Origin of the sequence: Pseudomonas sp. NFACC56-3, assembly GCF_900100025.1 — a bacterium.
GTDB classification, from domain to species: domain Bacteria; phylum Pseudomonadota; class Gammaproteobacteria; order Pseudomonadales; family Pseudomonadaceae; genus Aquipseudomonas; species Aquipseudomonas fluorescens_AA.
On record NZ_FMTK01000011.1, the window covers coordinates 157437 to 183464 of the forward strand.

At 61.4% G+C, this 26028-nt stretch carries 27 protein-coding genes; 25 read left to right on the forward strand and 2 right to left on the reverse strand.

All coding sequences use genetic code 11. The annotated features are described in order from the left end of the window. The first annotated feature begins 10 nt into the window (after positions 1-10). The gene (locus BLO80_RS16775) at positions 11-601 is read left to right on the forward strand and encodes a nucleotidyltransferase family protein (protein ID WP_092328279.1); all 591 of its coding nucleotides are present in this window, start codon (positions 11-13) and stop codon (positions 599-601) included. A 233-nt stretch (positions 602-834) separates the two neighbouring features. On the opposite strand, the gene rne is transcribed toward BLO80_RS16775, so the two are convergent. Continuing rightward, entirely contained in the window at positions 835-4023 is a 3189-nt protein-coding gene (gene rne / locus BLO80_RS16780; protein WP_371914578.1) for a ribonuclease E, read from the reverse strand. A gap of 699 nt (positions 4024-4722) precedes the next feature. Here rne and rluC point away from each other — a divergent pair. From rluC to BLO80_RS16795, 3 genes are read left to right on the forward strand one after another with little or no spacing between them, the layout of a single operon-like run. Then, positions 4723-5679 (forward strand): 23S rRNA pseudouridine(955/2504/2580) synthase RluC, encoded by a 957-nt coding sequence (gene rluC / locus BLO80_RS16785; protein ID WP_060743156.1) that lies wholly within the window; start codon positions 4723-4725, stop codon positions 5677-5679. Further along, on the forward strand, positions 5669-6331 hold the full coding sequence (locus tag BLO80_RS16790; protein WP_092328276.1) for an HAD-IA family hydrolase: 663 nt from the start codon (positions 5669-5671) through the stop codon (positions 6329-6331). Before rluC ends, BLO80_RS16790 begins: the two co-directional genes overlap by 11 nt. A 20-nt stretch (positions 6332-6351) precedes the next feature. Next, the gene (locus BLO80_RS16795; RefSeq protein ID WP_092328274.1) at positions 6352-7341 is read left to right on the forward strand and encodes a S49 family peptidase; all 990 of its coding nucleotides are present in this window, start codon (positions 6352-6354) and stop codon (positions 7339-7341) included. 198 nt (positions 7342-7539) lie between these two features. Here the strand turns inward: BLO80_RS16795 and BLO80_RS16800 are convergent, their stop codons facing one another. After that, the gene (locus BLO80_RS16800) at positions 7540-8118 is read right to left on the reverse strand and encodes a Maf family protein (RefSeq protein WP_092328273.1); all 579 of its coding nucleotides are present in this window, start codon (positions 8116-8118) and stop codon (positions 7540-7542) included. A 105-nt stretch (positions 8119-8223) separates the two neighbouring features. On the opposite strand from BLO80_RS16800, the gene BLO80_RS16805 reads away from it, so the two are divergent. The 21 genes from BLO80_RS16805 to BLO80_RS16905 all read left to right on the forward strand — a co-directional run bounded on the left by BLO80_RS16805 (position 8224) and on the right by BLO80_RS16905 (position 26028). Continuing rightward, the gene (locus BLO80_RS16805) at positions 8224-8751 is read left to right on the forward strand and encodes a YceD family protein (protein WP_003204262.1); all 528 of its coding nucleotides are present in this window, start codon (positions 8224-8226) and stop codon (positions 8749-8751) included. A 13-nt stretch (positions 8752-8764) separates the two neighbouring features. Then, positions 8765-8947 (forward strand): 50S ribosomal protein L32, encoded by a 183-nt coding sequence (rpmF, locus tag BLO80_RS16810; RefSeq protein WP_003179396.1) that lies wholly within the window; start codon positions 8765-8767, stop codon positions 8945-8947. 4 nt (positions 8948-8951) lie between these two features. Then, on the forward strand, positions 8952-9962 hold the full coding sequence (plsX, locus tag BLO80_RS16815; protein ID WP_092328271.1) for a phosphate acyltransferase PlsX: 1011 nt from the start codon (positions 8952-8954) through the stop codon (positions 9960-9962). 123 nt (positions 9963-10085) lie between these two features. Then, positions 10086-11024, forward strand: coding sequence for an ACP S-malonyltransferase (fabD, locus tag BLO80_RS16820; RefSeq protein ID WP_092328270.1), 939 nt, complete (start codon positions 10086-10088; stop codon positions 11022-11024). Positions 11025-11039: 15 nt separating this feature from the next. Further along, positions 11040-11783 carry a 3-oxoacyl-ACP reductase FabG gene (gene fabG / locus BLO80_RS16825; RefSeq protein ID WP_092328268.1) on the forward strand — a complete coding sequence of 248 codons (744 nt, stop codon included), beginning with the start codon at positions 11040-11042 and terminating at the stop codon, positions 11781-11783. Between the two features lie 191 nt (positions 11784-11974). Beyond that, positions 11975-12211 (forward strand): acyl carrier protein, encoded by a 237-nt coding sequence (gene acpP, locus BLO80_RS16830; protein ID WP_003175607.1) that lies wholly within the window; start codon positions 11975-11977, stop codon positions 12209-12211. 108 nt (positions 12212-12319) lie between these two features. Further along, positions 12320-13564: a beta-ketoacyl-ACP synthase II gene (gene fabF / locus BLO80_RS16835; RefSeq protein WP_060741232.1), complete on the forward strand. Its 1245-nt coding sequence runs from the start codon at positions 12320-12322 to the stop codon at positions 13562-13564. Then, positions 13564-14379, forward strand: coding sequence for an aminodeoxychorismate lyase (gene pabC, locus BLO80_RS16840; RefSeq protein ID WP_092328266.1), 816 nt, complete (start codon positions 13564-13566; stop codon positions 14377-14379). The genes fabF and pabC overlap by 1 nt, the downstream gene beginning before the upstream one ends. 3 nt (positions 14380-14382) lie before the next feature. Then, entirely contained in the window at positions 14383-15543 is a 1161-nt protein-coding gene (gene mltG, locus BLO80_RS16845; protein ID WP_092328265.1) for an endolytic transglycosylase MltG, read from the forward strand. A 20-nt stretch (positions 15544-15563) separates the two neighbouring features. Next, positions 15564-16196, forward strand: coding sequence for a dTMP kinase (gene tmk / locus BLO80_RS16850; protein WP_092328468.1), 633 nt, complete (start codon positions 15564-15566; stop codon positions 16194-16196). Further along, positions 16189-17175, forward strand: a complete 987-nt coding sequence (locus BLO80_RS16855; protein WP_092328263.1) for a DNA polymerase III subunit delta' — start codon at positions 16189-16191, stop codon at positions 17173-17175. The genes tmk and BLO80_RS16855 overlap by 8 nt, the downstream gene beginning before the upstream one ends. 49 nt (positions 17176-17224) lie before the next feature. Next, positions 17225-17581: a PilZ domain-containing protein gene (locus BLO80_RS16860; protein ID WP_092201924.1), complete on the forward strand. Its 357-nt coding sequence runs from the start codon at positions 17225-17227 to the stop codon at positions 17579-17581. Positions 17582-17592: 11 nt separating this feature from the next. Continuing rightward, complete coding sequence (locus BLO80_RS16865) at positions 17593-18387, forward strand: TatD family hydrolase (protein WP_092328262.1); 795 nt, start codon at positions 17593-17595, stop codon at positions 18385-18387. Positions 18388-18771: 384 nt separating this feature from the next. Next, positions 18772-19410 (forward strand): TetR/AcrR family transcriptional regulator, encoded by a 639-nt coding sequence (locus BLO80_RS16870; protein WP_092328260.1) that lies wholly within the window; start codon positions 18772-18774, stop codon positions 19408-19410. 156 nt (positions 19411-19566) lie between these two features. Continuing rightward, positions 19567-20535, forward strand: coding sequence for a GTP 3',8-cyclase MoaA (locus BLO80_RS16875; RefSeq protein ID WP_072406311.1), 969 nt, complete (start codon positions 19567-19569; stop codon positions 20533-20535). A 188-nt stretch (positions 20536-20723) separates the two neighbouring features. Continuing rightward, entirely contained in the window at positions 20724-21329 is a 606-nt protein-coding gene (locus BLO80_RS16880) for a DUF4823 domain-containing protein (RefSeq protein ID WP_092201928.1), read from the forward strand. Between the two features lie 15 nt (positions 21330-21344). After that, positions 21345-21905, forward strand: a complete 561-nt coding sequence (locus BLO80_RS16885) for a DUF1285 domain-containing protein (RefSeq protein WP_060741241.1) — start codon at positions 21345-21347, stop codon at positions 21903-21905. 270 nt (positions 21906-22175) lie between these two features. Next, the gene (locus BLO80_RS16890) at positions 22176-22922 is read left to right on the forward strand and encodes a FadR/GntR family transcriptional regulator (RefSeq protein WP_092328259.1); all 747 of its coding nucleotides are present in this window, start codon (positions 22176-22178) and stop codon (positions 22920-22922) included. After that, positions 22919-23794 carry an SMP-30/gluconolactonase/LRE family protein gene (locus tag BLO80_RS16895; protein ID WP_092328257.1) on the forward strand — a complete coding sequence of 292 codons (876 nt, stop codon included), beginning with the start codon at positions 22919-22921 and terminating at the stop codon, positions 23792-23794. Before BLO80_RS16890 ends, BLO80_RS16895 begins: the two co-directional genes overlap by 4 nt. Positions 23795-24030: 236 nt before the next feature. Next, positions 24031-24849, forward strand: a complete 819-nt coding sequence (locus BLO80_RS16900) for an SDR family oxidoreductase (protein WP_092328256.1) — start codon at positions 24031-24033, stop codon at positions 24847-24849. Positions 24850-25023: 174 nt separating this feature from the next. Further along, positions 25024-26028: a substrate-binding domain-containing protein gene (locus BLO80_RS16905; RefSeq protein ID WP_060741245.1), complete on the forward strand. Its 1005-nt coding sequence runs from the start codon at positions 25024-25026 to the stop codon at positions 26026-26028.

The following is a 26028-nucleotide window of genomic DNA, read 5'->3' on the forward strand; positions in this document are numbered from 1 at the left end:
AGGAGGGCGTATGAGCGAGTCGATTGGCGTGATCATCCTGGCGGCCGGAACGGGCAGCCGTTTTCGCGGGATTGCAGGCCCCGGCAAGGATAAATTGCTCGCCGATTGCACCGGGCGGGACGGTGCCGTGCGCTCGGTGATCGAGCACGTGCTGGTGAATCTGCCAGCCTCCCTGGAAAAGCGCGTGCTGGTGGCGCGCAAGGACCGGCCGCAAGCCATTCGCATGGCCCAGGCCTATGGCTGCGATTTCGTGGAACTGGACTCCCCCGGCCTGGGCGACAGCATTGCCGCCGGTGTCCAGGCCTGCCCTGAGCTTGATGGCTGGCTGATGGTGCTGGGCGACATGCCCTTCATCCTGCCGTCGAGCATCGAGCAGGTGGTGGCGGGGATTCGCGCGGACGGCATCAGCGTGCCGGTCCTGGCCGGTGAGTATGGGCATCCGGTGGGATTCGGTGGTGAGTTTGGGCCGAAACTGATGGCGCTGACCGGCGATCGGGGAGCCAAGGTATTGTTTGCCGGGGCGCAAGTGGTCGAAGTGCCGGTGGACGACCCTGGCGTGACGTGGGATGTGGATGTGCCAGAGGCACTGGTCTTCAAGTAATAGCGATGCAGCAGATACCTGTGGGAGCGGGCTTGCTCGCGAATCGGTGTGTCAGCTTGCGAAGATGTTGGATGTACCCAAGCCTTCGCGAGCAAGCCCGCTCCCACATTGGATCTTCAGCGGATATGCCTTGTGCCAAGACTCGGCTTCCGCAGAGTTATGTGGATAAGTCATGAGGCATAAAAAAGCCCCGCCTGGGGTTACCAGGCGGGGCTTTTTACTGGGCGGTGGAATCAGGCGTGAGGTTTAGGCTCGTGCTCTTTTTCCAGGGCTTCAGGGTGACGTGGCGCGATTTCTTCAGCGGTGTGCTGAGGCTCGTCGAACGTCGGAGCTGATTCAACCGGGGTTTCGGCGACCGGGGCAGGGGCTGCCTCGGCAACTTCTTCCACGACTGGCGCAGGCTCGGCAGCAGGCGCTTGAGCGGCGGCAGCGGCAGCTAGTTCAGCTTCCTTCTGCAGACGCTCGGCTTCACGCTTGCGACGACGCACTTCACGTGGATCGTTCGGTGCACGGCCATTCGCGGTCAGGGCGCTGGCAGGTGCAGGCTCCACCGGGGCAGGGGCTTCGGCAACCACCGGCGCCTCGACCACTGGAGCAGGCTCGACCACTTCTGGCTCGACCGCTTTCACGGGCTCTGGTGTCGGCTCAGGCTCGACAACAGGTGCCGGTGCGGCTGGCTCGGCGCTCCAGTTGAACGCAGTCTGCTCTTCGCGGACAGGCTCTGGTGCCTTTTCCTCGGCCGGTGCTTCGACGACCGGTTCGGCAGCAACGACTGGGGCCTCGACGACCGGTGCAGGCTCGACGGCGACTTCGGCTTCAGGCTGGGCGTCAGGGGCCGGTGCGAGTTCCACTTCTGGCGAGGCGGTGGCTTCTACCGGGGTGGTGGCTTCGACCACAGGCGCTTCGACCGGCGCGCTTTCCACCGCAGCGGTGGCACGTTCGGCTTGTTCGTGAGCCTGGGCTTCAGCCGGGGCGCTGATCGCGCTGCTGGCAACGGCCGCAGTCACGGCCAGGCCGGCGGCCAGGTCCGCGGCGCTTGGCGCTTCGGCGTTCTCGGTGGACTCGGACTCTTCCGAACCTTCGATCACGTTGCCGTTGGCGTCGCGCTGACGTTCACGACGGTTGCTGCGACGACGCTGGCCACGGGAGCGGCGGCGTGGACGATCGCCTTCGGCGGTGTCCTGGCCATCTTCCTGCAGTTGCTCTTCGGCGTTCAGCACTTCTTCTTCGCTGGCAGCGGCGGCTGCCTGCTCGGCGCGTGGCTGGCGTTCTTCACGTGGAGGACGCGGGGCGCGCTCTTCACGAGGCTGGCGGGCTGGACGCTCTTCAGCGGTGGCGGCAGCCGCAGCCGGGGCGGCATCCAGTGGCTCGCGCAGCTCACGAACACGTTCTTCGCGCTCGCCACGTGGCTTGCGGTCTTCACGCGGTGCGCGTGGCTGGCGTTCTTCGCGCGGCGGACGCGGTGCGCGTTCTTCGCGGGCTACGGCTGGCGCTTCCTCACGGGCTTCGCGCGGCTGGCGTTCTTCACGCGGCTCACGTGGCGCACGTTCTTCACGCGGTGCACGTTCTTCGCGAGGCTTGCGCTCTTCATCGCGACGACCGTTGCGGTTGCGGGTCTGCTGGCGACCGTTGCGGCGCTCTTCGTTGCGGGCAGGACGCTCGGTAGCGGCAGGCTTGGCGACGACGGCCGGGGTAGCGGGTTCTTCCTTGGTGGCGAACAGGCTGACCAGCGACTTCACCAGGCCTTTGAACAGGCTTGGCTCGGGGGCTGCGGTCGGGGCGGCAACCGGAGCGGCCACTTCGGTCGGAACCGGAGCGTTGGCGCGGGCCGGAGCAGTCTTGACCGCGGCTTCCTGGCGAACCAGGGTGCGAGTGGCGGCGGCCGGCTGGACTTCTTCCACTTCGGCAGCAGCGGCAGCGATTTCGTAGCTGGACTGGTTGGTGTGGGCTTCCGGGCTGTCATCGCGCAGGCGCTGCACTTCGAAGTGCGGCGTCTCGAGGTGATCGTTCGGCAGGATGACGATGCGGGCGCGGGTGCGCAGTTCGATCTTGGTGATCGAGTTGCGTTTTTCGTTGAGCAGGAACGCGGCCACCGGGATCGGCACCTGGGCGCGAACTTCGGCGGTGCGGTCTTTCAGGGCTTCTTCTTCGATCAGGCGCAGGATCGCCAGGGACAGCGACTCGACGTCACGGATGATGCCGGTGCCGTTGCAACGCGGGCAAACGATGCCGCTGCTTTCGCCCAGGGACGGACGCAGGCGCTGACGGGACATTTCCAGCAGGCCGAAGCGCGAGATGCGACCGACCTGTACGCGGGCACGGTCGGCTTCCAGGCATTCACGGACCTTTTCTTCCACGGCGCGCTGGTTCTTGGCCGGGGTCATGTCGATGAAGTCGATGACGATCAGGCCGCCGATGTCGCGCAGGCGCAACTGACGGGCGATTTCCTCGGCGGCTTCAAGGTTGGTCTGCAGGGCGGTTTCTTCGATGTCGCTGCCTTTGGTGGCGCGGGCCGAGTTGATGTCGATGGACACCAGGGCTTCGGTCGGGTCGATGACGATGGAGCCGCCGGACGGCAGTTCGACGACGCGCTGGAAGGCGGTCTCGATCTGGCTTTCGATCTGGAAACGGTTGAACAGCGGAACGCTGTCTTCGTAGAGCTTGATCTTGCTGGCGTACTGCGGCATCACCTGGCGAATGAAGGTCAGGGCTTCGTCCTGGGCTTCGACGCTGTCGATCAACACTTCGCCGATGTCCTGGCGCAGGTAATCGCGGATGGCGCGGATGATCACGTTGCTTTCCTGGTAGATCAGGAACGGCGCGGAACGATCCAGCGAGGCTTCTTTGATGGCAGTCCACAGTTGCAGCAGGTAGTCGAGGTCCCACTGCATTTCTTCGCTGCTGCGGCCCAGGCCGGCAGTGCGCACGATCAGGCCCATGTCGGCTGGCGCGACCAGGCCGTTGAGGGCCTCGCGCAGTTCGTTGCGTTCTTCGCCTTCGATGCGGCGGGAGATGCCGCCGGCACGCGGGTTGTTCGGCATCAGGACCAGGTAACGGCCGGCCAGGCTGATGAAGGTGGTCAGGGCGGCGCCCTTGTTGCCACGTTCTTCTTTTTCCACCTGGACAATGACTTCCTGGCCTTCGCTCAGGACGTCCTTGATGTTGACGCGGCCTTCAGGGGCCTTCTTGAAGTATTCGCGGGAGATTTCTTTGAGGGGCAGGAAGCCATGGCGCTCGGAGCCGAAATCGACAAAGGCAGCCTCAAGGCTTGGTTCGATGCGAGTAATCCGGCCTTTATAGATGTTGGCCTTCTTCTGCTCGCGTGCACCGGATTCGATATCCAGGTCGTAGAGGCGCTGGCCGTCTACCAGTGCAACACGCAACTCTTCGGGTTGAGTTGCGTTAATCAGCATTCTTTTCATGTAGTACCGTCGGTTTCCGGGCTGCCGGAAACGGCGTTCGGCACACACGACTTCTCACGGTCGGTGTCAGGTGCGTCCTGGAGATGGCGAGGCCATTCCAGTGTCCAGCGAGTTCGACCCAATGATGGCGAAGTCGCGACGGACGCGTCCTGCTTGCTGGTACTCAAGCACTCAGTCAGGAGGAGGAATCAACCGGCGTCTGTGGACGAGATGAAGCGTCTAAATATAAGCCTAGTGCTACACAGTCCGACGGTTGTACGTCTCCACCCTACACGTATCCCTGATAATTCGGGTGCTGCCGCGCGCAGAATCCGCAGCGGGTTGGCATTTACCGTGAGCTCCGGAAGGGGAGGTCACGCATCATGGCTAATTTAGGCGTTGTTTCCGAAGCTCTCGCTCGGGGTCGTTCGCAGCTGACTGCACTTTGTGAACTGGCCGTGAATGTGGCGCGCAAGGCGAGTCAAAACTCTGCTTTGCGGCGTATTTCAGGCCTCATGTCACCTGCGCTCGTTACACCTGAAAACTCTACCGTTACGTAGCGAAAGCCCCGTAGGACGGCCTCTCGTCCTCGTGAATTGCGTTGGTCAGGGCCGGTTTTTAACCGCTGGTCCACTGTCCAGCCACTTTTGGCGGCGTTCGCGACTATAGCAGCAATGATTAAGTGCTTCAATTCCATAAAAAATTGTTATGATCGCCGCCATGACAACTACTGCCCCTTCGACCCCTGGCGTTCAACTGCTCGAGGTCTCGCCGGAATATGCCGGCCAACGAATCGACAATTTCCTGCTGGCCCGGCTCAAAGGCGTGCCCAAGACCTTGATCTACCGCATTTTGCGCAAAGGCGAAGTGCGTGTGAACAAAGGTCGGATCAAGCCCGAATACAAGCTCCAGGCCGGTGATATCGTGCGCGTGCCGCCGGTTCGCGTGCCCGAGCGCGATGAGCCGGTGCCCTTGGCCCAGGGATTGTTGCAGCGCCTTGAAGCCTCGATCGTCTACGAAGACAAGGCCCTGATCGTGATCAACAAGCCCGCGGGCATTGCGGTTCACGGCGGCAGCGGCCTGAACTTCGGTGTGATCGAAGCCTTTCGTCAGTTGCGTCCGGACGCCAAGGAGCTGGAACTGGTCCATCGCCTCGACCGCGACACCTCCGGCCTGCTGATGATCGCCAAGAAACGCAGCATGTTGCGCCACCTGCACGAGCAGTTGCGCGGCGACGGCGTCGACAAGCGCTACATGGCGCTGGTGCGTGGCCGCTGGGAAACTTCCATCAAGCAAGTGCGTGCGCCGCTGCTCAAGAGCAACCTGCGTTCCGGCGAGCGCATGGTCGAAGTCAACGAGGAGGGCAAGGAGGCGCTGACGGTGTTCAAGGTATTGCGCCGTTTCGACGACTTCGCCACCTTGGTCGAGGCCAAGCCGGTGACCGGGCGCACGCACCAGATCCGCGTCCATACCCTGCACGCCGGCCACTGCATCGCCGGTGACAGCAAATACGGCGATGACGATTTCACCAAGGAAATCCGCGACCTGGGCGGCAAGCGCCTGTTTCTCCACGCTTATATGCTCACTGTGCCGCTGCCCGATGGCGGCGAGCTGAAATTGCAGGCCCCGGTGGATGATATGTGGGCCAAGACCGTGGAGCGGCTGAGTGCATCCTGATTACAAATTGCTGATCTTCGATTGGGACGGTACTTTGGCCAACTCCATCGGTCGGATTGTGGAGGCGATGCATGTCGCATCGGATCGCATGGAATTTGCCCGCTGCGATGACTTTGCCGTCAAGGGCATCATTGGCCTGGGGTTGCCGGAAGCCATTCGCAGCCTCTATCCGCAGATCGATGACGAAGCATTGCTGGTTTTTCGCCAGCACTATGCCGATCACTATATTGCGCTGGAGTCCGAGCCTTCGCCGTTGTTCGATGGAGTGGCGGCCACCCTGGATGCCCTGCGTGCCGAGGGGTATCGCCTGGCTGTCGCGACCGGCAAGGCCCGTCGTGGTCTGGATCGCGTATTGAAATCCCATGGCTGGGACAATTATTTCGATATCACCCGCGCTGCGGATGAAACCGCCAGCAAGCCACACCCTCTGATGCTTGAGCAGATCCTGGCTCACTGCAACATGCGCCCGGAACAGGCTCTGATGGTGGGGGACTCGTCGTTCGATCTGCAGATGGCGCGCAATGCTGGCATGGGGTCGGTGGCGGTCAGCTACGGGGCCCAAACGATAGAGGCGCTACGGGTGTTCGAGCCGCGATTGGCCATCGACCATTTTCCTGAGTTGCACGCCTGGCTGAGCCGGCGCGCCCAATAAAGTTTGCTGGGGATCCACGCATGACCGATGAATGGAAGGCACCCGTCAAGGCGAGCGCCGAAAGCGGTGACGACAAGAGCTGGAAGCTGTTGGAAAAGACCTTGCTGGCGAGTGTCCAGGAACAGCGCCGCTCCCGTCGTTGGGGTATTTTTTTCAAGTTGTTGACGTTTATTTATCTCTTTGCCGCGCTGGCCTTGTTCACGCCGCTGATGAATATGGAGAAAAGCGCCGTCAGCGGCTCGGCCTACACCGCGTTGATCGACATCGAAGGCATGATCGCCGACAAGGAGCCTGCCAGTGCGGACAATATTGTCGGCAGCCTGAGGGCGGCTTTCGAGGATTCGAAGGTCAAGGGTGTGGTGCTGCGGATCAACAGCCCGGGCGGCAGTCCCGTGCAGTCGGGGTACGTCTACGACGAGATCGTCCGTTTGCGAGCGTTGCACCCGGATATCAAGGTCTATGCGGTGATTGCCGACCTCGGTGCTTCCGGCGCCTATTACATCGCCAGTGCCGCGGACCAGATTTATGCCGACAAGGCCAGCCTGGTAGGCTCCATTGGCGTGACGGCGGCCGGCTATGGTTTTGTTGGCACCATGGAAAAGCTGGGCGTGGAGCGTCGGGTGTACACCTCTGGCGAGCACAAGTCCTTCCTCGATCCGTTCCAGCCACAAAAACCTGAAGAGACCGCTTTCTGGCAGGGTGTGCTCGACACCACTCACAAGCAGTTCATCGCCAGCGTCAAGAAGGGGCGGGGCGAGCGCCTGAAGGACAAGGAGCACCCCGAGCTGTTTTCCGGGTTGGTCTGGTCTGGAGAGCAGGCTTTGCCGTTGGGCCTGATCGACGGGTTGGGCAGTGCCAGCTCAGTGGCGCGGGATGTGATCGGTCAGAAAGATCTCGTGGACTTCACCATCGAAGAATCGCCGTTCGACCGCTTCTCGAAGAAGCTGGGGGCAAGCATTGCCGAGCATTTGGCGATGTGGATGGGGTTCCAGGGCCCGGCGTTGCGCTGATTGCCTTGGAGTTTCAATGCAGGGGAGGCTGACAACCTCTGTGGCGAGGGGATTTATCCCCGTTGGGCGCGAAGCGCCCCTTTAATCTGTCGCCTCGGTGCCCGGCTCCATTGATAGGGCCGCTCCGCGCCCCAGCGGGGATAAATCCCCTCGCCACAAGTTTTGTATTTGGCAGTGGTTACTCTCAATGCCCGGGCTTCAGGGGATTTGCACGCCCTCGGCCAGCAACATGTCCACAAGACGAATCAGCGGCAGTCCGACCAGGCTGGTGGCGTCCGGTCCTTGGGTGCTCTGGAACAGGCTTACGCCCAGTCCCTCGGCCTTGAAGCTGCCGGCGCAATCGTAGGGTTGCTCGGCGCGCAGATAGCGTTCGACGCGCTCTGGATCCAGGGTGCGCATATTGACCGTAAACGCAACGCAATCGACCTGGCAGGCGCCTGTCTGGCTGTTGAGCAGTGCCAGGCCGGTCAGGAACGTGACCTTGGCGCCGCTGGCGGCCAGCAGTTGCTCGCGGGCGTTCTCGAAGGTGTGAGGCTTGCCCAGGATGCGCTCGCCGAGCACGGCGACCTGGTCTGAGCCGATAATCAGGTGTCCTGGATAACTTTGAGCCAATGCCAGGGCTTTTTCCCGGGCCAGGCGCTTGACCAGTTCGAGGGCGGGTTCGCCGGGCCGATGGCTTTCGTCGATATCGGGTGAGTGGCAGACGAACGGCAGTCCCAGGCGGGCAAGCAATTCCCGGCGATAGACCGAGCTTGAGGCAAGTAATAAAGGCAGCATGGGCATCTCCAGGAGTCGGGGACGAATTCTAGCGAGGCACGCAAGTGACGGACAGGGCTGAATTTCCTTTGACATGGCCGGGGGCATCCCTATAATGCTGCGCCTATGTTGAATGACCCGATTCCACCTCACGTTGACCCGCGCAAATTGGCTGACCGTGGCACCACCCTTCAAGGTGAACTGCTGCTGGCCGATTTGAAGAGACTCTGCGACCCGCTTTCCGACGATGTCGGTACGGTCCAGGCCAAATTCGTTTTTGAACGAGATGAACGTAAATCTGTGGTTATCCACAGCTTTATCGACACTGAAGTCAAAATGGTTTGCCAGCGTTGTCTTGAGCTGGTCACCCTGCCGATCCACAGCGAATGCAGTTACGCCGTGGTGAAGGAGGGTGCGAATACCCAGTCGTTGCCGAAAGGTTATGACGTGCTGGAACTGGGCGAAGATCCATTGGATCTGCAGTCACTGATCGAGGAGGAGCTTCTGCTCGCCTTGCCCATTGTGCCTGCTCATCATCCGGAAGAATGCCAGCAGCCGGCGGGAGCAGATGAGCCCGAACCGAGCGAGGACGAGGTAACGCGGTCCAACCCGTTCAGTGTATTGGCGCAGTTAAAGCGTGACCCAAACGTTTAGGAGTTAATCAATTATGGCTGTTCAGCAGAACAAAAAATCCCGCTCTGCCCGTGACATGCGCCGTTCGCACGACGCTCTCGAGGCTAGCACCCTGTCCGTAGAAAAGACCACCGGTGAAGTTCACCTGCGTCACCACGTATCGCCAGAAGGCGTATACCGTGGCCGTAAAGTGATCGACAAGGGCGCCGACGAGTAATCACTTGTCCGCTCAAGTCATCGCGATTGACGCAATGGGCGGGGACTTCGGTCCCCGCAGCATTGTTCAGGCCAGCCTTGCTTGTCTGAATGCCACACCCTCGCTGCACCTGACCCTCGTCGGTCAATCCCCCCTCCTGGAAGACATGCTCAGCGGCCAATCGGCTGTAGATCGCGCGCGCCTGACGATTGTCCCGGCGTCCGAAATCATCACCATGGACGAAAAGCCGGCCCAGGCTCTGCGCAGCAAGCCTGACGCCTCGATGCGCGTGGCCCTTGAGCTGCTGCGTGATGGCAAGGTCCAGGCTTGTGTCAGCGCGGGCAATACCGGTGCGCTGATGGCGCTGTCGCGCTATGTGCTCAAGACCTTGCCGGGTATCGACCGGCCCGCGATGGTGGCGGCGATCCCGACCCAGCGTGGGTTCTGTCAGTTGCTCGACCTGGGGGCGAACGTCGATTGCAGTGCCGAGCATCTGCTGCAGTTTGCGGTGATGGGCTCGGTCGCGGCCGAAACCCTGGGCATCGTGCGTCCTCGCGTGGCGTTGCTGAACATCGGCACCGAAGACATCAAGGGCAACCAGCAGGTCAAGCTGGCGGCCACGTTGTTGCAGGCGGCGCGGGGCATCAACTACATCGGTTTCGTCGAAGGCGACGGTTTGTACCGTGGCGAGGCCGATGTGGTGGTCTGTGACGGTTTCGTGGGCAATATCCTGCTCAAGTCCAGCGAGGGGCTGGCGACCATGATCGGCCAGCGCATCGAGACCTTGTTCAGGCAGAGCCTCGCTTCGCGGATGGTCGGTGCCCTGGCGCTGCCGTTGATGCGTCGCTTGCAGGCGGACCTGGCGCCGGCGCGGCACAACGGTGCGAGTTTCCTCGGGTTGCAAGGTATCGTGATCAAGAGTCACGGGTCGGCGGGCGTGCAGGGTTTCCAAAGTGCGATCAACCGAGCGGTGATCGAGATCCAGGAGAACCTGCCGGAGCGCCTGCACGGTCGCCTCGAGGATTTGTTAACTTAGGCGTTTTCGTCCGACAATGCTTAAATGTGACCGGTCGGTTCAACCCGCCATCCAACTTTCAGTTTGCTAGCGCCCCCAGGGGCGTCAATTTTTGACGACAAGATCATTAGGGGCTTTGTTTTCATGTCTGCTTCCCTCGCATTCGTCTTTCCAGGGCAGGGCTCGCAGTCCCTCGGCATGCTGGCCGAGCTGGGCGCGCAATACCCGCTGGTCCTCGAAACATTCAAAGAAGCGTCCGATGCGCTCGGCTATGACTTGTGGGCACTGACCCAGCAAGGGCCGGAAGAGCAGCTCAATCAAACCGATAAAACCCAACCGGCCATCCTCACCGCCTCGATCGCCTTGTGGCGCCTGTGGCTGGCTGAAGGCGGCGCGCGCCCCGCATTCGTCGCTGGTCACAGCCTGGGCGAATACAGCGCCCTCGTGGCCGCTGGCAGCCTGAGCCTGGGCGCCGCGGTGAAACTGGTGGAGCGTCGCGGCCAGTTGATGCAAGAAGCCGTTCCGGCCGGGCAGGGCGGCATGGCCGCGATCCTCGGCCTGGAAGACGCCGATGTACTGGCGGCCTGTGCCGAGGCGGCGCAAGGCGAAGTGGTCAGCGCGGTGAACTTCAACTCCCCGGGCCAGGTGGTCATCGCCGGCGCCAAGGCGGCTGTCGAGCGTGCCATCGAGGGCTGCAAGGCCCGTGGTGCCAAGCGCGCCATGCCACTGCCGGTCAGCGTGCCGTCGCACTGTGAACTGATGCGTCCGGCCGCCGAGCGCTTTGCCGAGTCCATCGCCGCCATCGATTGGCAGGCCCCGCAGATTCCCGTGGTGCAGAATGTCAGCGCCGACGTAGCGCCTGATCTCGAGACCTTGAAGCGTGATCTGCTGGAACAACTCTACAAGCCGGTTCGCTGGGTCGAATCGGTGCAGACCCTGGCAGCCAAGGGCGCGACCGAACTGGTCGAATGCGGTCCTGGCAAAGTGCTGGCAGGCCTGAACAAACGCTGCGCCGAAGGCGTGTCGACTTCCAACCTCAATACCCCAGACGCCTTCGCCGCCGCCCGTGCAGCGCAGGCCTGAACAGGAGAAGCTTGCATGAGTCTGCAAGGTAAAGTTGCACTGGTGACCGGTGCGAGCCGTGGCATCGGCCAGGCCATCGCCCTGGAGCTGGGTCGTCAAGGCGCCATCGTCATCGGCACCGCGACTTCCGCTTCGGGCGCCGAGCGTATCGCCGCGACCCTGAAGGAAAACGACATCCAGGGCACCGGTCTCGAGCTGAACGTCACCCGCGACGAATCCGTTGCGGCGGTGCTGGCAAGCATTCAGGAGCAGTTCGGCGCGCCGGCGATCCTGGTCAATAATGCCGGTATCACCCGCGATAACCTGATGATGCGCATGAAAGATGACGAATGGTTCGACGTCGTCGACACCAACCTGAACAGCCTGTACCGGCTGTCCAAGGGCGTTCTGCGTGGCATGACCAAGGCTCGCTGGGGGCGAATTATCAGTATTGGCTCGGTTGTGGGTGCCATGGGCAACGCAGGCCAAGTAAACTATGCTGCGGCGAAGGCCGGTCTGGAAGGTTTCAGCCGTGCGCTGGCGCGTGAAGTGGGTTCGCGCTCGATTACGGTAAACTCGGTAGCACCGGGTTTCATCGACACCGACATGACCCGTGAACTGCCGGAAGCACAGCGCGACGCCTTGTTGACACAGATTCCGCTGGGTCGTCTGGGGCAAGCTCAAGAAATCGCGTCCGTGGTCGCTTTTCTTGCGTCGGACGGTGCGGCATACGTGACCGGGGCTACAATCCCGGTGAACGGCGGGATGTACATGAGTTAAATGTGACGGATTGCTTCAAAAAAATGTCATACGAGCTGTCTAAAATCCGTTATAAAGCTGCAATCAATTTATAGACGGCGGGCCGCGGGGTTTGAGGAGTGAAGCTTTCGGTTGAAAAACCGAAAAGTTCTTCTATACACTTACCCACCGGCCAGCTGCCTGAATTTGTCCATTAGGAGTGAAAACAAGGTATGAGCACCATCGAAGAGCGCGTCAAGAAAATCGTTGCCGAGCAACTGGGCGTTAAAGAAGAAGAAGTTGTGAACACCGCTTCCTTCGTTGAAGACCTGGGTGCCGACTCCCTTGACACCGTTGAGCTGGTGATGGCTCTGGAAGAGGAATTCGAGACCGAGATTCCTGACGAAGAAGCTGAGAAGATCACTACTGTACAAGCTGCTATCGACTACGTTACCAGCCACCAGGCGTAATCGTTTTTAGTCGTCGCTAGCTGTCATGGAAAAACCGCACTGCCGTCACGGCGTGCGGTTTTTTCTTTAGGCCTGATGCAAAGTCGTCATTAGAAAAAGGAGAGTGCTGTGTCGCGTAGACGCGTCGTAGTCACCGGTATGGGTATGTTGTCGCCACTGGGTACGGATGTGCCGAGCAGTTGGCAGGGCATTCTGGCTGGCCGCAGTGGCATTGGTCTGATCGAACACACCGACCTTTCTGCCTATTCCACCCGTTTTGGCGGCTCGGTAAAGGGCTTCAATGTCGAGGAGTACCTGTCGGTCAAAGAGGCCCGCAAGCTCGACCTGTTCATTCAATACGGCCTGGCCGCCGGTTTCCAGGCAGTGCGTAACGCTGGCCTGGAAGTCACCGACGCCAACCGTGAACGCATCGGCGTGGCCATGGGTTCGGGTATTGGCGGTTTGACCAATATCGAAGAAACCAGCCGCACGCTGCACGATTCGGGGCCGCGCCGGATTTCTCCGTTCTTCGTGCCGGGCTCGATCATCAACATGATTTCCGGTTTCCTGTCCATCCACCTGGGTGCCCAGGGGCCCAACTACGCCATCGCCACGGCGTGCACCACCGGTACCCACTGTATCGGCATGGCCGCGCGCAACATCATGTACGACGAAGCGGACGTGATGATCGCCGGTGGCGCTGAAATGGCCGCTTGCGGTCTTGGCATGGGCGGTTTCGGTGCGTCCCGTGCGCTGTCGACCCGCAACGACGAGCCCGCCCGCGCTAGCCGGCCATGGGACAAGGGCCGCGATGGCTTCGTACTGTCCGACGGGGCCGGTGCGCTGGTGCTCGAGGAGCTGGAACACGCCAAGGCGCGCGGCGCGACCATCTACGCCGAACTGATCGGCTTCGGCACCAGTGGCGACGCGTACCACATGACCTCGCCACCGGCTGATGGCGCCGGTGCGGCCCGTTGCATCGCCAATGCCTTGCGTGACGCGAAAATCAATGGCGAGCAGGTGCAGTACATCAACGCCCACGGTACTTCGACACCGGCCGGCGACCTGGCCGAAGCCCAGGCGATCAAGACCGTGTTCGGCGAGCACGCCTACAAGCTGGCGGTCAGCTCGACCAAGTCCATGACCGGTCACCTGCTGGGTGCGGCTGGGGCGGTGGAAGCGATCTTCAGCGTACTGGCGATCAACAGCCAGACGGCGCCGCCGACCATCAACCTCGATGAGCCGGACGACGGCTGCGACCTGGACTTCGTGCCGCACACTGCCCGCAGCATGGACATCGATGTGGTGCTGTCCAACTCCTTCGGCTTTGGCGGGACCAACGGTTCGCTGGTGTTCCGCCGGTTCGCCGGTTGATGGAAAGCTGGGTCGACGGTCAGCCAGCCGACGTCCTGTCGCTGAAAGATCGCGGCCTGGCTTACGGGGATGGGTTGTTCGAGACCATCGCCGTGCGCGGTGGCAACCTGCTGTTGCTGGAGCGTCACCTGCAGCGCCTGGACGCAGGTTGCCAGCGGTTGGCGCTCAACGTCGACATGAGCGCGTTGAGCGCAGAGCTGGATGCCTATGCCCGCGACCTGGGCGACGGCGTGCTGAAGTTGATCGTGACCCGTGGCGACAGCCTGCGCGGTTATGCCGCCGATGCCTCGGCTCCGGCCAGGCGCATCCTGCAAGGCAGTCCGCCGGCCGCCTATCCCGCCGTCCATGGCGACCAAGGCATTCTGCTGTTTCCCTGCACCGTGCGTTTGTCCGAGCAGCCCTTGCTCGCCGGGCTCAAGCACCTCAATCGCCTGGAACAAGTGCTGGCTCGTGCCGAATGGCGCGATACGCAGTACGCTGAAGGCTTGATGCTGGACGCGTCCGGACGAGTGATCGAAGGTGTGTTCAGCAACCTGTTCCTGGTGCGCGATGGCGTCTTGTTCACGGCAGACCTGAGCCGTTGCGGTGTGGCCGGCGTGATGCGCGCCGAATTATTGTTTCAAGCCAAGTCCCAAGGCCTCGTCACGCAAATCACCGACATCAGCCTCGAACAACTGCACCAGGCCGATGAAGTCTTCGTCTGTAATAGCGTTTATGGTGTGTGGCCGGTGCGCGGATGCGGTTCGGCGCGCTGGTCGGTTGGCCCGCTCACCCGTAAACTGCAGACCCTTGTCCGTGCGCTATTGGATGTTTGATTCGTGAGACGTAAATTCTTGCTGCTGCTGGAGACCGGACTGGTCCTGGCAGGGCTGTTGTTGGGTGCTTCGGCCTGGAAGATTCATTCGGCGCTGCAACAGCCGCTGAATATCACCCAGGAAGAATTGCTGGACGTACCCAACGGGACCACCCCGACCGGAACCCTCAAGCGCCTCGAAGCCGATGGCTTGATCAAGGACGCTTTCTGGCTGCGGATCTATTGGCGCTTCAATCTTGCCGACCAGCCATTGCACTCCGGCGAATACCGTATGATGCCGGGCATGACCATGGAAGGCCTGATCGCCGTCTGGAAGCGCGGCGAAGTGGTGCAGTACAGCGTGACGCTGGTGGAGGGCTGGAATTTCCGCCAGGTGCGTGCCGCACTGGCCAAGGATGAGAAACTCCAGCAGACCCTCACCAACCTGAGCGACAGCCAGGTCATGGACCGTCTCGGTCATTCGGGCGTATTTCCCGAGGGTCGGTTCTTCCCGGACACCTATCGCTTCGTGCGCGGTACCTCGGATGTCGACCTGCTGAAGAAAGCCTACGACCGCCTGGAAGACGTGCTCGCCAAAGAGTGGGCACAGCGTTCCGCCGATGTGCCTTACACCTTGCCGTACCAGGCGCTGATCATGGCGTCCCTGGTGGAGAAGGAAACCGGCGTGCCCCAGGAGCGCGGGCAGATTGCCGGCGTCTTCGTACGGCGCATGCGCCTGGGCATGCTGCTGCAGACCGATCCCACGGTGATCTACGGCCTGGGCGAGCGTTACACGGGCAAACTCACCCGCGCCCATTTGAAAGAAGAAAACCCCTATAACACCTACCTGATCCCGGGCTTGCCGCCGACGCCGATCGCGATGGTGGGACGTGAAGCGATTCACGCCGCGTTGAACCCGGCGCCGGGCAACAGCCTTTACTTTGTCGCCCGTGGCGATGGCAGCCACGTGTTTTCCGATGACTTGGAGTCGCACAACAACGCGGTGCGCGAGTTCCAGCTCAAGCGCCGTGCCGACTACCGCTCCAGCCCGGCCCCGGCCACGCCGGACGAGCAGGCGCCGATCCCGGCGGCATCGCCCGACACGGCCCCCGAAGCGGTGCCCCAGGTGCCGCCCCAGGTACCGGCCCCCGAACCGGACGCCAGCGAGCCACCGAGCCCGCAATGACTTTGATTAAGGATCGCCCCGTGACTGGCTTGTTTATAACGCTGGAAGGCCCGGAAGGCGCCGGCAAGAGCACCAACCGCGAATACCTGGCCGGACGCCTGCGGGCCGCAGGCATCGAGGTGGTATTGACCCGTGAGCCGGGCGGCACGCCGCTGGCCGAGCGTATTCGCGAGGTACTGCTGGCTCCCCTTGAAGAGGTCATGAATCCTGACACTGAGCTGCTGCTGGTGTTCGCTGCCCGGGCGCAGCATCTGGCCGAGGTGATTCGCCCGGCGCTGGCCCGTGGCGCCGTGGTGCTCTGCGATCGTTTTACCGATTCGACCTACGCCTACCAGGGCGGCGGCCGGGGCTTGTCCGTGGAGCGCATCGCCGCACTGGAAACCTTCGTCCAGGGTGACCTGCGGCCAGACCTTACCCTGGTGTTCGACTTGCCAGTGGAAATTGGCCTGGCCCGCGCCAGCGCCCGTGGCCGGCTGGATCGTTTCGAGCTTGAGGGCCAGGATTTCTTCAATGCCGTGCGCAACGCCTTCCTGGGGCGCGCCAAGGCCGATCCGGCGCGTTACCTGCTGATCGATGCCGCGCAGCCGCTGACCCAGGTCCAGCAATCCCTGGACGGCTTGTTGCCACGTTTGCTGGAGCGTGTCCGTGGCTGAAGCCTATCCCTGGCAAGACGGTCTCTGGCAGCAACTGGCCGGTCGTGCCCAGCATGCCCACGCCTATCTGCTGCACGGCCCGGTCGGCATCGGCAAGCGGGCACTGGCCGAACGCCTGATGGCCAGCCTGCTGTGCCTGCGTCCGGGGGCTTCGAACGCCTGTGGTGAATGCAAGTCCTGCCTGCTGCTCAAGGCCGGCAGCCATCCCGACAATTACGTGCTGGAACCGGAAGAGGCGGACAAGGCGATCAAGGTCGACCAGGTCCGGGACCTGGTCAGCTTCGTGGTTCAGACCTCGCAGATGGGCGGGCGCAAAGTGGTGCTGATCGAGCCGGTCGAGTCGATGAACATCAACGCTGCCAATGCCTTGCTCAAGAGCCTCGAAGAACCCTCCGGCGATACCGTGCTGCTGTTGGTCAGTCACCAGCCGAGTCGCTTGTTGCCAACCATCAAGAGTCGCTGCGTGCAACAGGCCTGTCCGCTGCCGAGCGAAGCGATGAGCTTGCAATGGCTGGCCCAAGCCTTGCCCGACAACACCGATGAAGAACGTATCGAGTTGCTGACCCTCGCGGCCGGTTCGCCCCTGGCGGCTGTCAGCCTTCAGGCCCAAGGCGTGCGTGAACAGCGGGCCTTGGTGGTGGACGGAGTGAAGAAACTGCTCAAGCAGCAACAATCCCCCACGCAGCTGGCCGAGGGTTGGAACGCCATCCCGCTACTCCTGCTGTTTGACTGGTTCTGCGACTGGTCGAGCCTGATCCTGCGTTACCAGTTGACCGACGACGAGGCGGGCCTGGGGCTGGCGGACATGCGCAAGGTGATCCAGTACCTGGCGCAAAAAAGCAGCCAGGATAAAATCTTGAACATCCAGGACTGGATTCTTGCCCAACGGCAGAAGGTGCTGAGCAAGGCGAACCTCAATCGGGTGCTGTTGCTCGAGGCGCTGTTGGTGCAGTGGGCGAGTTTGCCTGGTCGAAACTGACAGACACGAGCTAGCGACTAAACTCAGCTCAACCGCAGCGGAGATCAGCATGAACGAACCTGTCAGTCCCGGTCCACGCAACGGCATCCTGTCCCTGACCATCAAGGACAAGTCGGTGCTTTACGCCGCCTACATGCCCTTCATCAAGAACGGCGGCTTGTTCATTCCGACCAACAAGAATTATCGCTTGGGCGATGAAGTGTTCATGCTCTTGAGCCTGATGGACGAGGCGGAGAAAATCCCGGTCGCCGGCAAGGTGATCTGGCTGACCCCCAAGGGCGCCCAGGGCAATCGGGCCGCCGGTGTAGGCGTGCAGTTCAACGACGGCGACAATTCGGCCCGCAATCAGATCGAAACCCACTTGGCCGGCTCCCTGAAGTCCGACCGTCCCACCCATACGATGTAGCCTGGCCTTTTATGCTTGTAGACTCCCATTGTCACCTTGACCGTCTCGACCTCGCTGCCCACGGCGGTTCCCTGGATGCTGCGCTGGACGCAGCCCGTGAGCGGGGTGTGGGGCACTTCCTGTGCATCGGCGTCAGCGCCGACAACGCCGCCGACGTCAAGGCCTTGGCCGAACGTTATGCCGATGTCGATTGTTCAGTCGGTGTCCACCCACTGGATGTCCAGCCCGACGCCGCGCCGGCGCTCGATTGGCTGTTGCGTGAGCTCGATCATCCACGGGTGGTCGCCATTGGCGAAACCGGCCTGGACTATCACTACGAGCCAGAAGCCGCCGATGTGCAGCAGGCCTCGTTCCGGCTGCACCTGGAAGCTGCCCGGCAGACCGGCAAGCCGGTGATCATCCACACCCGTGGCGCCCGGGCCGACACCCTGGGCCTGCTGCGTGACGCCGCGCTGCCCCAGGCCGGTGTGCTGCATTGCTTCACCGAAGACTGGGACATGGCCAAGGCGGCCCTGGACATGGGCTATTACATTTCCTTGTCCGGGATTGTCACGTTCCGCAATGCCGATGCCTTGCGCGACGTCGCGAGCAAAGTGCCGGCCGATCGGCTGTTGGTGGAAACCGACTCGCCTTACCTGGCGCCGATTCCGTATCGCGGCAAGCCGAACCTTCCGCAATACGTACGGGAAGTGGCAGAATTTCTGGCGATGTTGCGTGGTGAGTCCTACGAACGGTTTGCCGAGCAGACGACGGAAAACTTTAAGCAATTGTTTCCGCTGGCTCACGTCCGTTCGGTGGATGCCTGAATCCCATGCAAAAAAAACCCGGGTTCTGGGGGGTGAATCCGGGTTAAGACCATTAGGAGTAAAACAAAGGCACGCGGTCCGTTGGTACCTTTATCAGCGCGTCACTTGGGGGAGATGTCGCGCCGACAGTTCAAGTATTGATCAGTATGCCAACGCGTCCAGTCGGGCCGGGGCGGTTTTTAAACAAATTTGGAATACGCTCGCTTCGGATAAGTTCTCACTGTCGGCAAAGCTCGCCAGGGCGGCGCATTGACCCGGGAAACGGCGAGCCGGGTGTGTATGGTTTTGTGAAGAACAGTGGCCGGGAGCGGATGATCCGTGCATTTTTGCGTAAGTTAGGCATAATACCCGGCTTCGAATTTTGACCCTTCAGACCTTTTTCTTATGCACAAAGAACCCCGTAAGGTCCGTGAGTTTCGCCGCCGCGAGCAGGAAATTCTCGACACCGCGCTCAAGTTGTTCCTCGACCAGGGTGAAGACAGTGTCACCGTCGAGATGATTGCGGATGCCGTGGGTATCGGCAAAGGCACGATTTATAAACATTTCAAATCCAAGGCGGAGATCTACCTGCGCCTGATGCTCGACTACGAGCGCGATTTGAACGAGCTGTTGCACTCGGCCGATGTGGACAAGGACAAGGAGGCCCTGTCCCGGGCCTACTTCGAGTTCCGCATGCGCGACCCGCAGCGCTACCGCTTGTTCGACCGTCTGGAAGAGAAGGTGGTCAAGGGCAACCAGGTGCCGGAGATGGTCGAGGAATTGCACAAGATCCGCGCCTCGAACTTCGAACGCCTGACCCTGCTGATCAAGGGCCGGATCAACGAGGGCAAGCTCGAGGACGTGCCGCCTTATTTCCACTATTGCGCTGCCTGGGCGTTGGTGCATGGCGCGGTGGCGCTGTACCACTCGCCGTTCTGGAGCAACGTGCTGGAAGACCAGGAAGGTTTCTTCCAGTTCCTGATGGACATCGGCGTGCGCATGGGCAACAAGCGCAAGCGCGACACCGACGTCCCGAGCAACTGACTGGCCGCAAGGCAACAAGACATTCAGCTGCCTTATTGCGCCATGTCCGCTTACATGGCGCAGTGCCCCAGTAATATACTCAGGCTTGGGTCTTGCGAAATCTTGATTTCCAGGTCAATTATCGCGAGTCCGATTTTTCTTGTGCCGGAGTGATCCATGATCGTTGACCGTCAAGGCAGGCGTTTCCGTAATTTGCGGATCAGCCTGACCTCAGCCTGCAATTACGCCTGTACCTATTGCGTGCCTGATGGCAAGCGGTTGGTGGCTGCGCAGGATGAATTGTCGGCCGACGCCATGGCGCGCGGCGTGGCCTATTTGATCGAGGCCGCCGGTATCGAGCGGCTGCGCATCACGGGTGGCGAGCCGCTGGTCAGCCCCAAGCTCGAGCGATTCATGACGGCTGTGGGGCAAATGGGCCTGGAAGACATCAGCCTGACCACCAATGGCCAGTTGCTGGCGAAAAAACTGCCCCTGCTGGTGGACGCCGGTATTCGTCGCATCAACGTTTCCCTCGACACCCTGGACCCCGTTGCGTTTCGCAGTATCGCCCGTGGCGGCGACCTGGCGACCGTGCTCGACGGCATGGAACAGGCTCGGGCCGCCGGGTTGAAGATCAAGGTCAACATGGTGCCGTTGCGCGGACAGAACCTGGACCAGGTGATGCCGTTGCTCGAGTACTGCCTGGAACGTGGTTATGAGTTGCGCTTCATCGAGTTGATGCGCATGGGCCACCTGGCCAGCGACTCCAACGCCTTCCTGCAGCAGTTCGTCAGCCTTCAGCAACTGCTCAGCCTGATCGGCGACCAGTACGAATACCTGCAAGCCGACGCGCCGGTGGATGCCACGGCGGTGCGCTATGAAATCCCGGGGCTGGGGTATTTCGGCGTGATCGCCAATGAAAGCGTGCCTTTCTGCCGGACCTGCTCGCGCCTGCGGCTGTCCTCTACGGGGTGGTTGCATGGCTGCCTTTCCTCCAGTAACCGTCACTTTGTCGGCGATCTCCTGGACAAGCCGCGTCACCAGGCGTTGCCCGCTCTTCAGCGCTTGCTGGTCAAAGCCTTGGGAGACAAGCAGGAAGTGGCGTTCTCCGGTGGTGCGACCATCATGAAGATCATCGGCGGCTGATCCATTGCTATCGCGGGCAAGCCTTGCTCCCACAAGTACGACGCTTACCCTGTGGGAGCAAGGCCTGCCCGCGATAACAATTTCCCATTCCCCTGGGTACATCTGACTCCCCATCTCGATGAGCTGGCGCAAAAGCTGCATCCCACGACCATTCGCCGGTTTTCCGACACCGGTTTCTGGAGGGTAGGATGCGTAGCCTGGTTTTGCTGCTGGCCGTTTTGGTGCTTGGCGGTTGCATGAATGTCAGCGACATGGGAGAGGGCGTTCGTTATCACATGAGCGACGCCGGCCTGCTGGATCATAGCGACAGCCGTCGTATAAACAACCTGCGTATTCAGCCTGACTCGTTCATCTACATCGCCCAGGGCGCCTTCGCTCCGCCGGGCAGTGCCTATCCGCGTCCCAACGTGGTGGCCGAAGAAGCCTTCAATGGCTTCATCGAATATTTCCCCATGGTCCGTCGCGCCCGTGTTCCCGAAGGCCTCGACCAGGCCATGGGCGAAGCCCGTGCCGCGGGTGCTCATTACCTGTTGTACACCCGCTTCGCCAAGGCCGATAACCGCATCGGCAACTCCGACGAATGGCTGGATGAAGAAGCCGTGGATCGCCTCGGTGTCGATACCAGCGTGATTCAAATCATGTTGATCGAGACCAGTACCCAGTATTTGATTGATACTGCACGGATCAAGAGTCGTGGCGGTTTACTGACGTTGCACGACAAACAGCCCCAGGACCTCATCGCCACGCCGTTGCGTGAATATGCCCGCAGCCTGTTGGGGATGAGCGACGAGTAATCACAAGGAGTCACCATGAGCGGACCGCAAAAAGCCAATGACTTGCTGGGGCAGATCCCCAAGACCAAAGGCCTGCCGCCGGTCCACCTGTGGAACCCGGATTTCTGCGGTGACATCGACATGCGCATCGCCCGGGACGGTACCTGGTACTACTTGGGCACGCCCATCGGACGAAAACCGATGGTCAAGCTGTTCTCCACCATCATCCGCCGCGACGGCGATGATTACTTCCTGATTACCCCTGTGGAAAAAGTCGGCATCAAGGTCGACGACGCGCCGTTCGTGGCCGTGACCCTTGAGGTTGAAGGGCAGGGGGAAGGGCAGTTGTTGCGCTTCACCACCAATGTCGAGGAAACCACTGAGGCTGGCGCCGAGCATCCGTTGCGGGTGGTGATCGATCCCCAGACCCAGGAACCGGCGCCCTACGTGCACGTGCGCAGCAATCTCGAAGCGCTGGTCCATCGCAATGTGTTCTACCAATTGGTGGAGCTGGCGGTCAGTCGCGAGATCGACGGGCAGCGCTGGTTGGGCGTGTGGAGCGGCGGCGTGTTCTTCCCGATCGGCCTGGAACCCTGAGCCCTTGTGGGGCGATGGCTGGACGTCCGCTATCGCGAGCAAGCTCGCTCCCACAGTGAATTTGGGGTGCCTGCAATATTTGTGTACGCCACCAGACCCTGTGGGAGCGAGCTTGCTCGCGAAGGCGCCGGCACATCCAGCATCTTCTCGACTGACCCACCGCTTTCGCGAGCAAGCCCGCTCCCACAGTGGTCAAGTCAAATTAAAATTGACACCCAATCGTATGATGATTAGCGTGAGCCTCCAATAAGAGTGGCCCGCGGGGTTGTCATGTCCAGCAGTTTTCATGCATCGACCGTCGATTGGCTGGGGGGCTGGATAGCCGCCGGCCAGGTCAAGCCTGGGCAAACCATCAAGGTCGAAGCGGATTTGGGCGAGCAACTGGGCGTCAGTCGCACGGTGATTCGCGAGGCGATCAAGACCCTGGTGGCCAAGGGGATGCTGGAGGTCGGGCCGAAAGTCGGCACGCGGGTGTTGCCGGTGCGCCGCTGGAACCTGTTCGATCCCCAAGTGGTGGGTTGGCTGTCGCGCAGCGGCCTGCCGGAAAACTTCGTCGATGATTTGCTGGACCTGCGCCGTACCATCGAGCCGATGGCGGTGCGCTGGGCCTGCGAGCGGGCCACCGCCGATCAGGTGCAGGCGATCCGCCTGGCCTACCATGCGCTGGAACGGGCGGTGGACAGCGGCACCGATTACAACCGCGCGGACCAGTTTTTCCACGAGTGCATTCTGGCCGCCAGCCATAATCAATTCATCGAACAAATGGTCCCGGCCCTGGGGGCGCTGCTGGCGGTGTCATTCGAGGTATCGGCGGCCGACCCGGATGAGCTGCGCCGCACCTTGCCCATCCACAAGGACATCGCCGACGCCATCGCCGCCCGTGACGCGGCGCGGGGTGTCTGGGCCTGCATGACCCTGATCGATAACGCTGACCTGGCGATCAAACGCTTTTACCCCAATGTCATGGCGGGTCGAACAGACGCCGCCGGGCAAGTCGGGAACGGGAGGTTTCAATGAAGTGGACGGCTGTGACGGAACACCGGGCGAAATTGGGCGAAGGGCCGTTCTGGGATGCACCGACCCAAGCGTTGTATTGGGTCGATATCGCCGGCAAGCAGGCCCTGCGGCTGATCGGCGCCAATGTGGAGATCTGGCAGATGCCCGAGCATGTCTCCGCCTTTATACCGACCCAAAGTGGCGACGCGCTGGTGACCCTGAGCAGTGGCGTCTACCGCCTCGATCTTGATTCGCCGGGCCTGGAACCGCGCCTGAGATTGCTGTGCATGGCCGACCCCCAGCCAGGCAATCGCGCCAACGAGGCCCGTTGCGACCCCCTGGGTCAACTCTGGCTCGGCACGATGCAGAACAACCTCGGTGCCGAAGGCGAGGACTTGCCGATCGAGCATCGGTCTGGCGGCCTGTTTCGCGTCGCGAGTGATGGCCGGGTCTTGCCCTTGTTGCGCGGGCTGGGCATCCCGAACACCTTGCTCTGGAGCCCCGATGGCACCACGGTGTATTTCGGCGACAGCCTGGATGGCACGTTGTATCGGCACTTCATTTACCCGGAAGGCAACCTGGCGCCTGCCGAGGTCTGGTTCGGCTCGCATCCGCGTGGCGGTCCGGATGGCTCGGCGATGGATGCCCAAGGGCATATCTGGAACGCCCGCTGGGACGGCAGTTGCCTGTTGCGGCTGACCCCGGACGGGCAGGTTGATCGGGTGATCGAATTGCCCGTCAGCCGCCCGACCAGTTGTGTATTCGGCGGCGAAGACCTCAAGACGTTGTACATCACCAGCGCGGCGAGCCCATTGGGTCATCCGCTGGACGGTGCCGTGCTGTCGATGCGTGTCGACGTGCCTGGCGTGGCCTGTACAAGGTTTGCTGGTTGAATCCCAAAATATGGGATGTAAATATATATATTGAGATTGTTTGGCGGCCGGGTTTATAGTCGGCTCCATCGGCAATACGCACTCACACTAAAAAAACAAGACAGGTGAAGTGATGCAACGATCTTTCCCCGTACGCCCCGGCGGCGTACGCCGGCCACTGTTCTTTCAAGCGCCTTCGCGCCGGTCATCCATGGATGCCCGGTTTTTGTCGTGCCTGGGGACAGGAGTCCTGAGCCATGGCTGAGCCCTTGGTCTTGCCACCCGTGCCGGAGCCACCCAAGGGCGAACGCCTGAAGGACAAGGTGGTGCTGTTGACCGGCGCCGCCCAGGGCATTGGCGAAGCCATCGTCGCGGCATTCGCTTCGCAACAGGCCCGGCTGGTGATCAGTGATATCCAGGCGCAGAAGGTCGAGGCGGTAGCCGCCCATTGGCGTGAACGCGGCGCCGATGTGCACGCACTGCAGGCCGATGTGTCGAAGCAGCAGGATTTGCAGGCCATGGCCCGTCGTGCCGTCGAGCTGCACGGGCGCATCGATGTGTTGGTCAACTGCGCGGGCGTCAATGTCTTCCGTGACCCACTGGAAATGACCGAAGAGGACTGGCGCCGCTGCTTCGCCATCGACCTGGATGGGGCCTGGTACGGTTGCAAGGCGGTGTTGCCACAGATGATCGAGCAGGGCGTGGGCAGCATCATTAACATCGCCTCGACCCATTCCTCTTACATCATTCCCGGCTGTTTCCCTTACCCGGTGGCCAAGCATGGCCTGCTCGGCCTGACCCGCGCCCTGGGCATCGAGTACGCCCCCAAGGGCATACGGGTCAACGCCATCGCCCCGGGCTACATCGAAACCCAACTGAACGTCGACTATTGGAATGGTTTTGCCGACCCCCATGCCGAACGCCAGCGTGCACGGGATCTGCACCCGCCACGCCGCATCGGGCAACCGATCGAAGTGGCAATGACGGCCGTGTTCCTGGCCAGTGACGAAGCACCGTTTATCAATGCCTCATGCATCACCATCGATGGAGGACGTTCGGTCATGTACCACGACTGAATATGCCTGGATTGCAGTGGGAAACTTCGTCTGTAATCCAATCATCATACGATATGACTATTTAGGCCTATGCTGTGTAGCAACTTGATGTAACCGCCCAGCCTGCGCACTTCCACCGTCGGTGGAGCAGACCCTGGACGTTTGGCTTTCAATAAAAAAAACAAGGAGTCAACTATGAATCATCGTCGTGGGATCCGTTCCCTGTGTCGCGCCGCCCTGGCGGTAACTGCGGTCAGTCTCAGCAGCAGCTTGCTGGCGGCCGATCCCGTAAAAATCGGTTTCCTGGTCAAGCAGGCCGAGGAGCCTTGGTTCCAGACCGAATGGGCGTTCGCCGAGAAGGCGAGCAAGGACAAAGGCTTCGAGTTGATCAAGATCGCCGTGCCTGACGGCGAGAAGACCCTCTCGGCCATCGACAGCCTGGCCGCCAACGGTGCCAAGGGCTTTGTGATCTGCCCGCCGGACGTGTCCCTCGGCCCGGCCATCATGGCCAAGGCCAAGCTCAATGATCTCAAGGTGATTGCCGTGGACGACCGGTTCGTCGATGCCAACGGCAAATTCATGGAGGACGTGCCGTACCTGGGCATGGCCGCGTTCGAGGTGGGCCAGAAGCAGGGCGCCGCCATGGCCGCTGAAGCGAAAAAGCGCAACTGGGAGTGGAAAGATACCTACGCGGTAATTAACACCTTCAACGAACTGGACACCGGCAAGAAGCGCACCGACGGTTCGGTCGATGCCCTGAAGAAGGCCGGGATGCCGGCAGACCACATCCTTTATTCGGCACTCAAGACCCTCGACGTACCCGGTAGCATGGACTCCACCAACTCGGCGTTGGTGAAGCTGCCAAGCGCCGCGAAAAACCTGATCATCGGCGGCATGAACGACAACACCGTGCTGGGCGGCGTGCGCGCTACCGAAGCGGCCGGGTTCAAGGCGGCCAATGTGATCGGTATCGGTATCAACGGCACCGACGCCATTGGTGAATTGAAGAAGCCCGACAGCGGCTTCTTCGGTTCGATGCTGCCAAGCCCGCACATCGAAGGCTACAAGACCGCCGAGATGATGTACGAGTGGATCACCACCGGCAAGGAACCGCCGAAGTACACCGCCATGGACGAGGTGACGCTGATCACCCGGGAGAACTTCAAGCAGGAGCTGGAAAAGATCGGCCTGTGGAACTGA

Coding starts and splice junctions, on each gene's coding strand:
- BLO80_RS16875 (WP_072406311.1), top strand. CDS start 19,567: ATGATCGTTGACCGTCAAGGCAGGCGTTTCCGTAATTTGCGGATCAGC.
- BLO80_RS16895 (WP_092328257.1), top strand. CDS start 22,919: ATGAAGTGGACGGCTGTGACGGAACACCGGGCGAAATTGGGCGAAGGG.
- BLO80_RS16865 (WP_092328262.1), top strand. CDS start 17,593: ATGCTTGTAGACTCCCATTGTCACCTTGACCGTCTCGACCTCGCTGCC.
- BLO80_RS16870 (WP_092328260.1), top strand. CDS start 18,772: ATGCACAAAGAACCCCGTAAGGTCCGTGAGTTTCGCCGCCGCGAGCAG.
- BLO80_RS16890 (WP_092328259.1), top strand. CDS start 22,176: ATGTCCAGCAGTTTTCATGCATCGACCGTCGATTGGCTGGGGGGCTGG.
- BLO80_RS16775 (WP_092328279.1), top strand. CDS start 11: ATGAGCGAGTCGATTGGCGTGATCATCCTGGCGGCCGGAACGGGCAGC.
- BLO80_RS16800 (WP_092328273.1), bottom strand. CDS start 8,118: ATGCTGCCTTTATTACTTGCCTCAAGCTCGGTCTATCGCCGGGAATTG.
- BLO80_RS16885 (WP_060741241.1), top strand. CDS start 21,345: ATGAGCGGACCGCAAAAAGCCAATGACTTGCTGGGGCAGATCCCCAAG.
- acpP (WP_003175607.1), top strand. CDS start 11,975: ATGAGCACCATCGAAGAGCGCGTCAAGAAAATCGTTGCCGAGCAACTG.
- rne (WP_371914578.1), bottom strand. CDS start 4,023: ATGAAAAGAATGCTGATTAACGCAACTCAACCCGAAGAGTTGCGTGTT.
- rpmF (WP_003179396.1), top strand. CDS start 8,765: ATGGCTGTTCAGCAGAACAAAAAATCCCGCTCTGCCCGTGACATGCGC.
- fabG (WP_092328268.1), top strand. CDS start 11,040: ATGAGTCTGCAAGGTAAAGTTGCACTGGTGACCGGTGCGAGCCGTGGC.
- BLO80_RS16880 (WP_092201928.1), top strand. CDS start 20,724: ATGCGTAGCCTGGTTTTGCTGCTGGCCGTTTTGGTGCTTGGCGGTTGC.
- pabC (WP_092328266.1), top strand. CDS start 13,564: ATGGAAAGCTGGGTCGACGGTCAGCCAGCCGACGTCCTGTCGCTGAAA.
- BLO80_RS16805 (WP_003204262.1), top strand. CDS start 8,224: ATGTTGAATGACCCGATTCCACCTCACGTTGACCCGCGCAAATTGGCT.
- BLO80_RS16860 (WP_092201924.1), top strand. CDS start 17,225: ATGAACGAACCTGTCAGTCCCGGTCCACGCAACGGCATCCTGTCCCTG.
- BLO80_RS16900 (WP_092328256.1), top strand. CDS start 24,031: ATGGCTGAGCCCTTGGTCTTGCCACCCGTGCCGGAGCCACCCAAGGGC.
- BLO80_RS16905 (WP_060741245.1), top strand. CDS start 25,024: ATGAATCATCGTCGTGGGATCCGTTCCCTGTGTCGCGCCGCCCTGGCG.
- BLO80_RS16795 (WP_092328274.1), top strand. CDS start 6,352: ATGACCGATGAATGGAAGGCACCCGTCAAGGCGAGCGCCGAAAGCGGT.
- fabD (WP_092328270.1), top strand. CDS start 10,086: ATGTCTGCTTCCCTCGCATTCGTCTTTCCAGGGCAGGGCTCGCAGTCC.
- rluC (WP_060743156.1), top strand. CDS start 4,723: ATGACAACTACTGCCCCTTCGACCCCTGGCGTTCAACTGCTCGAGGTC.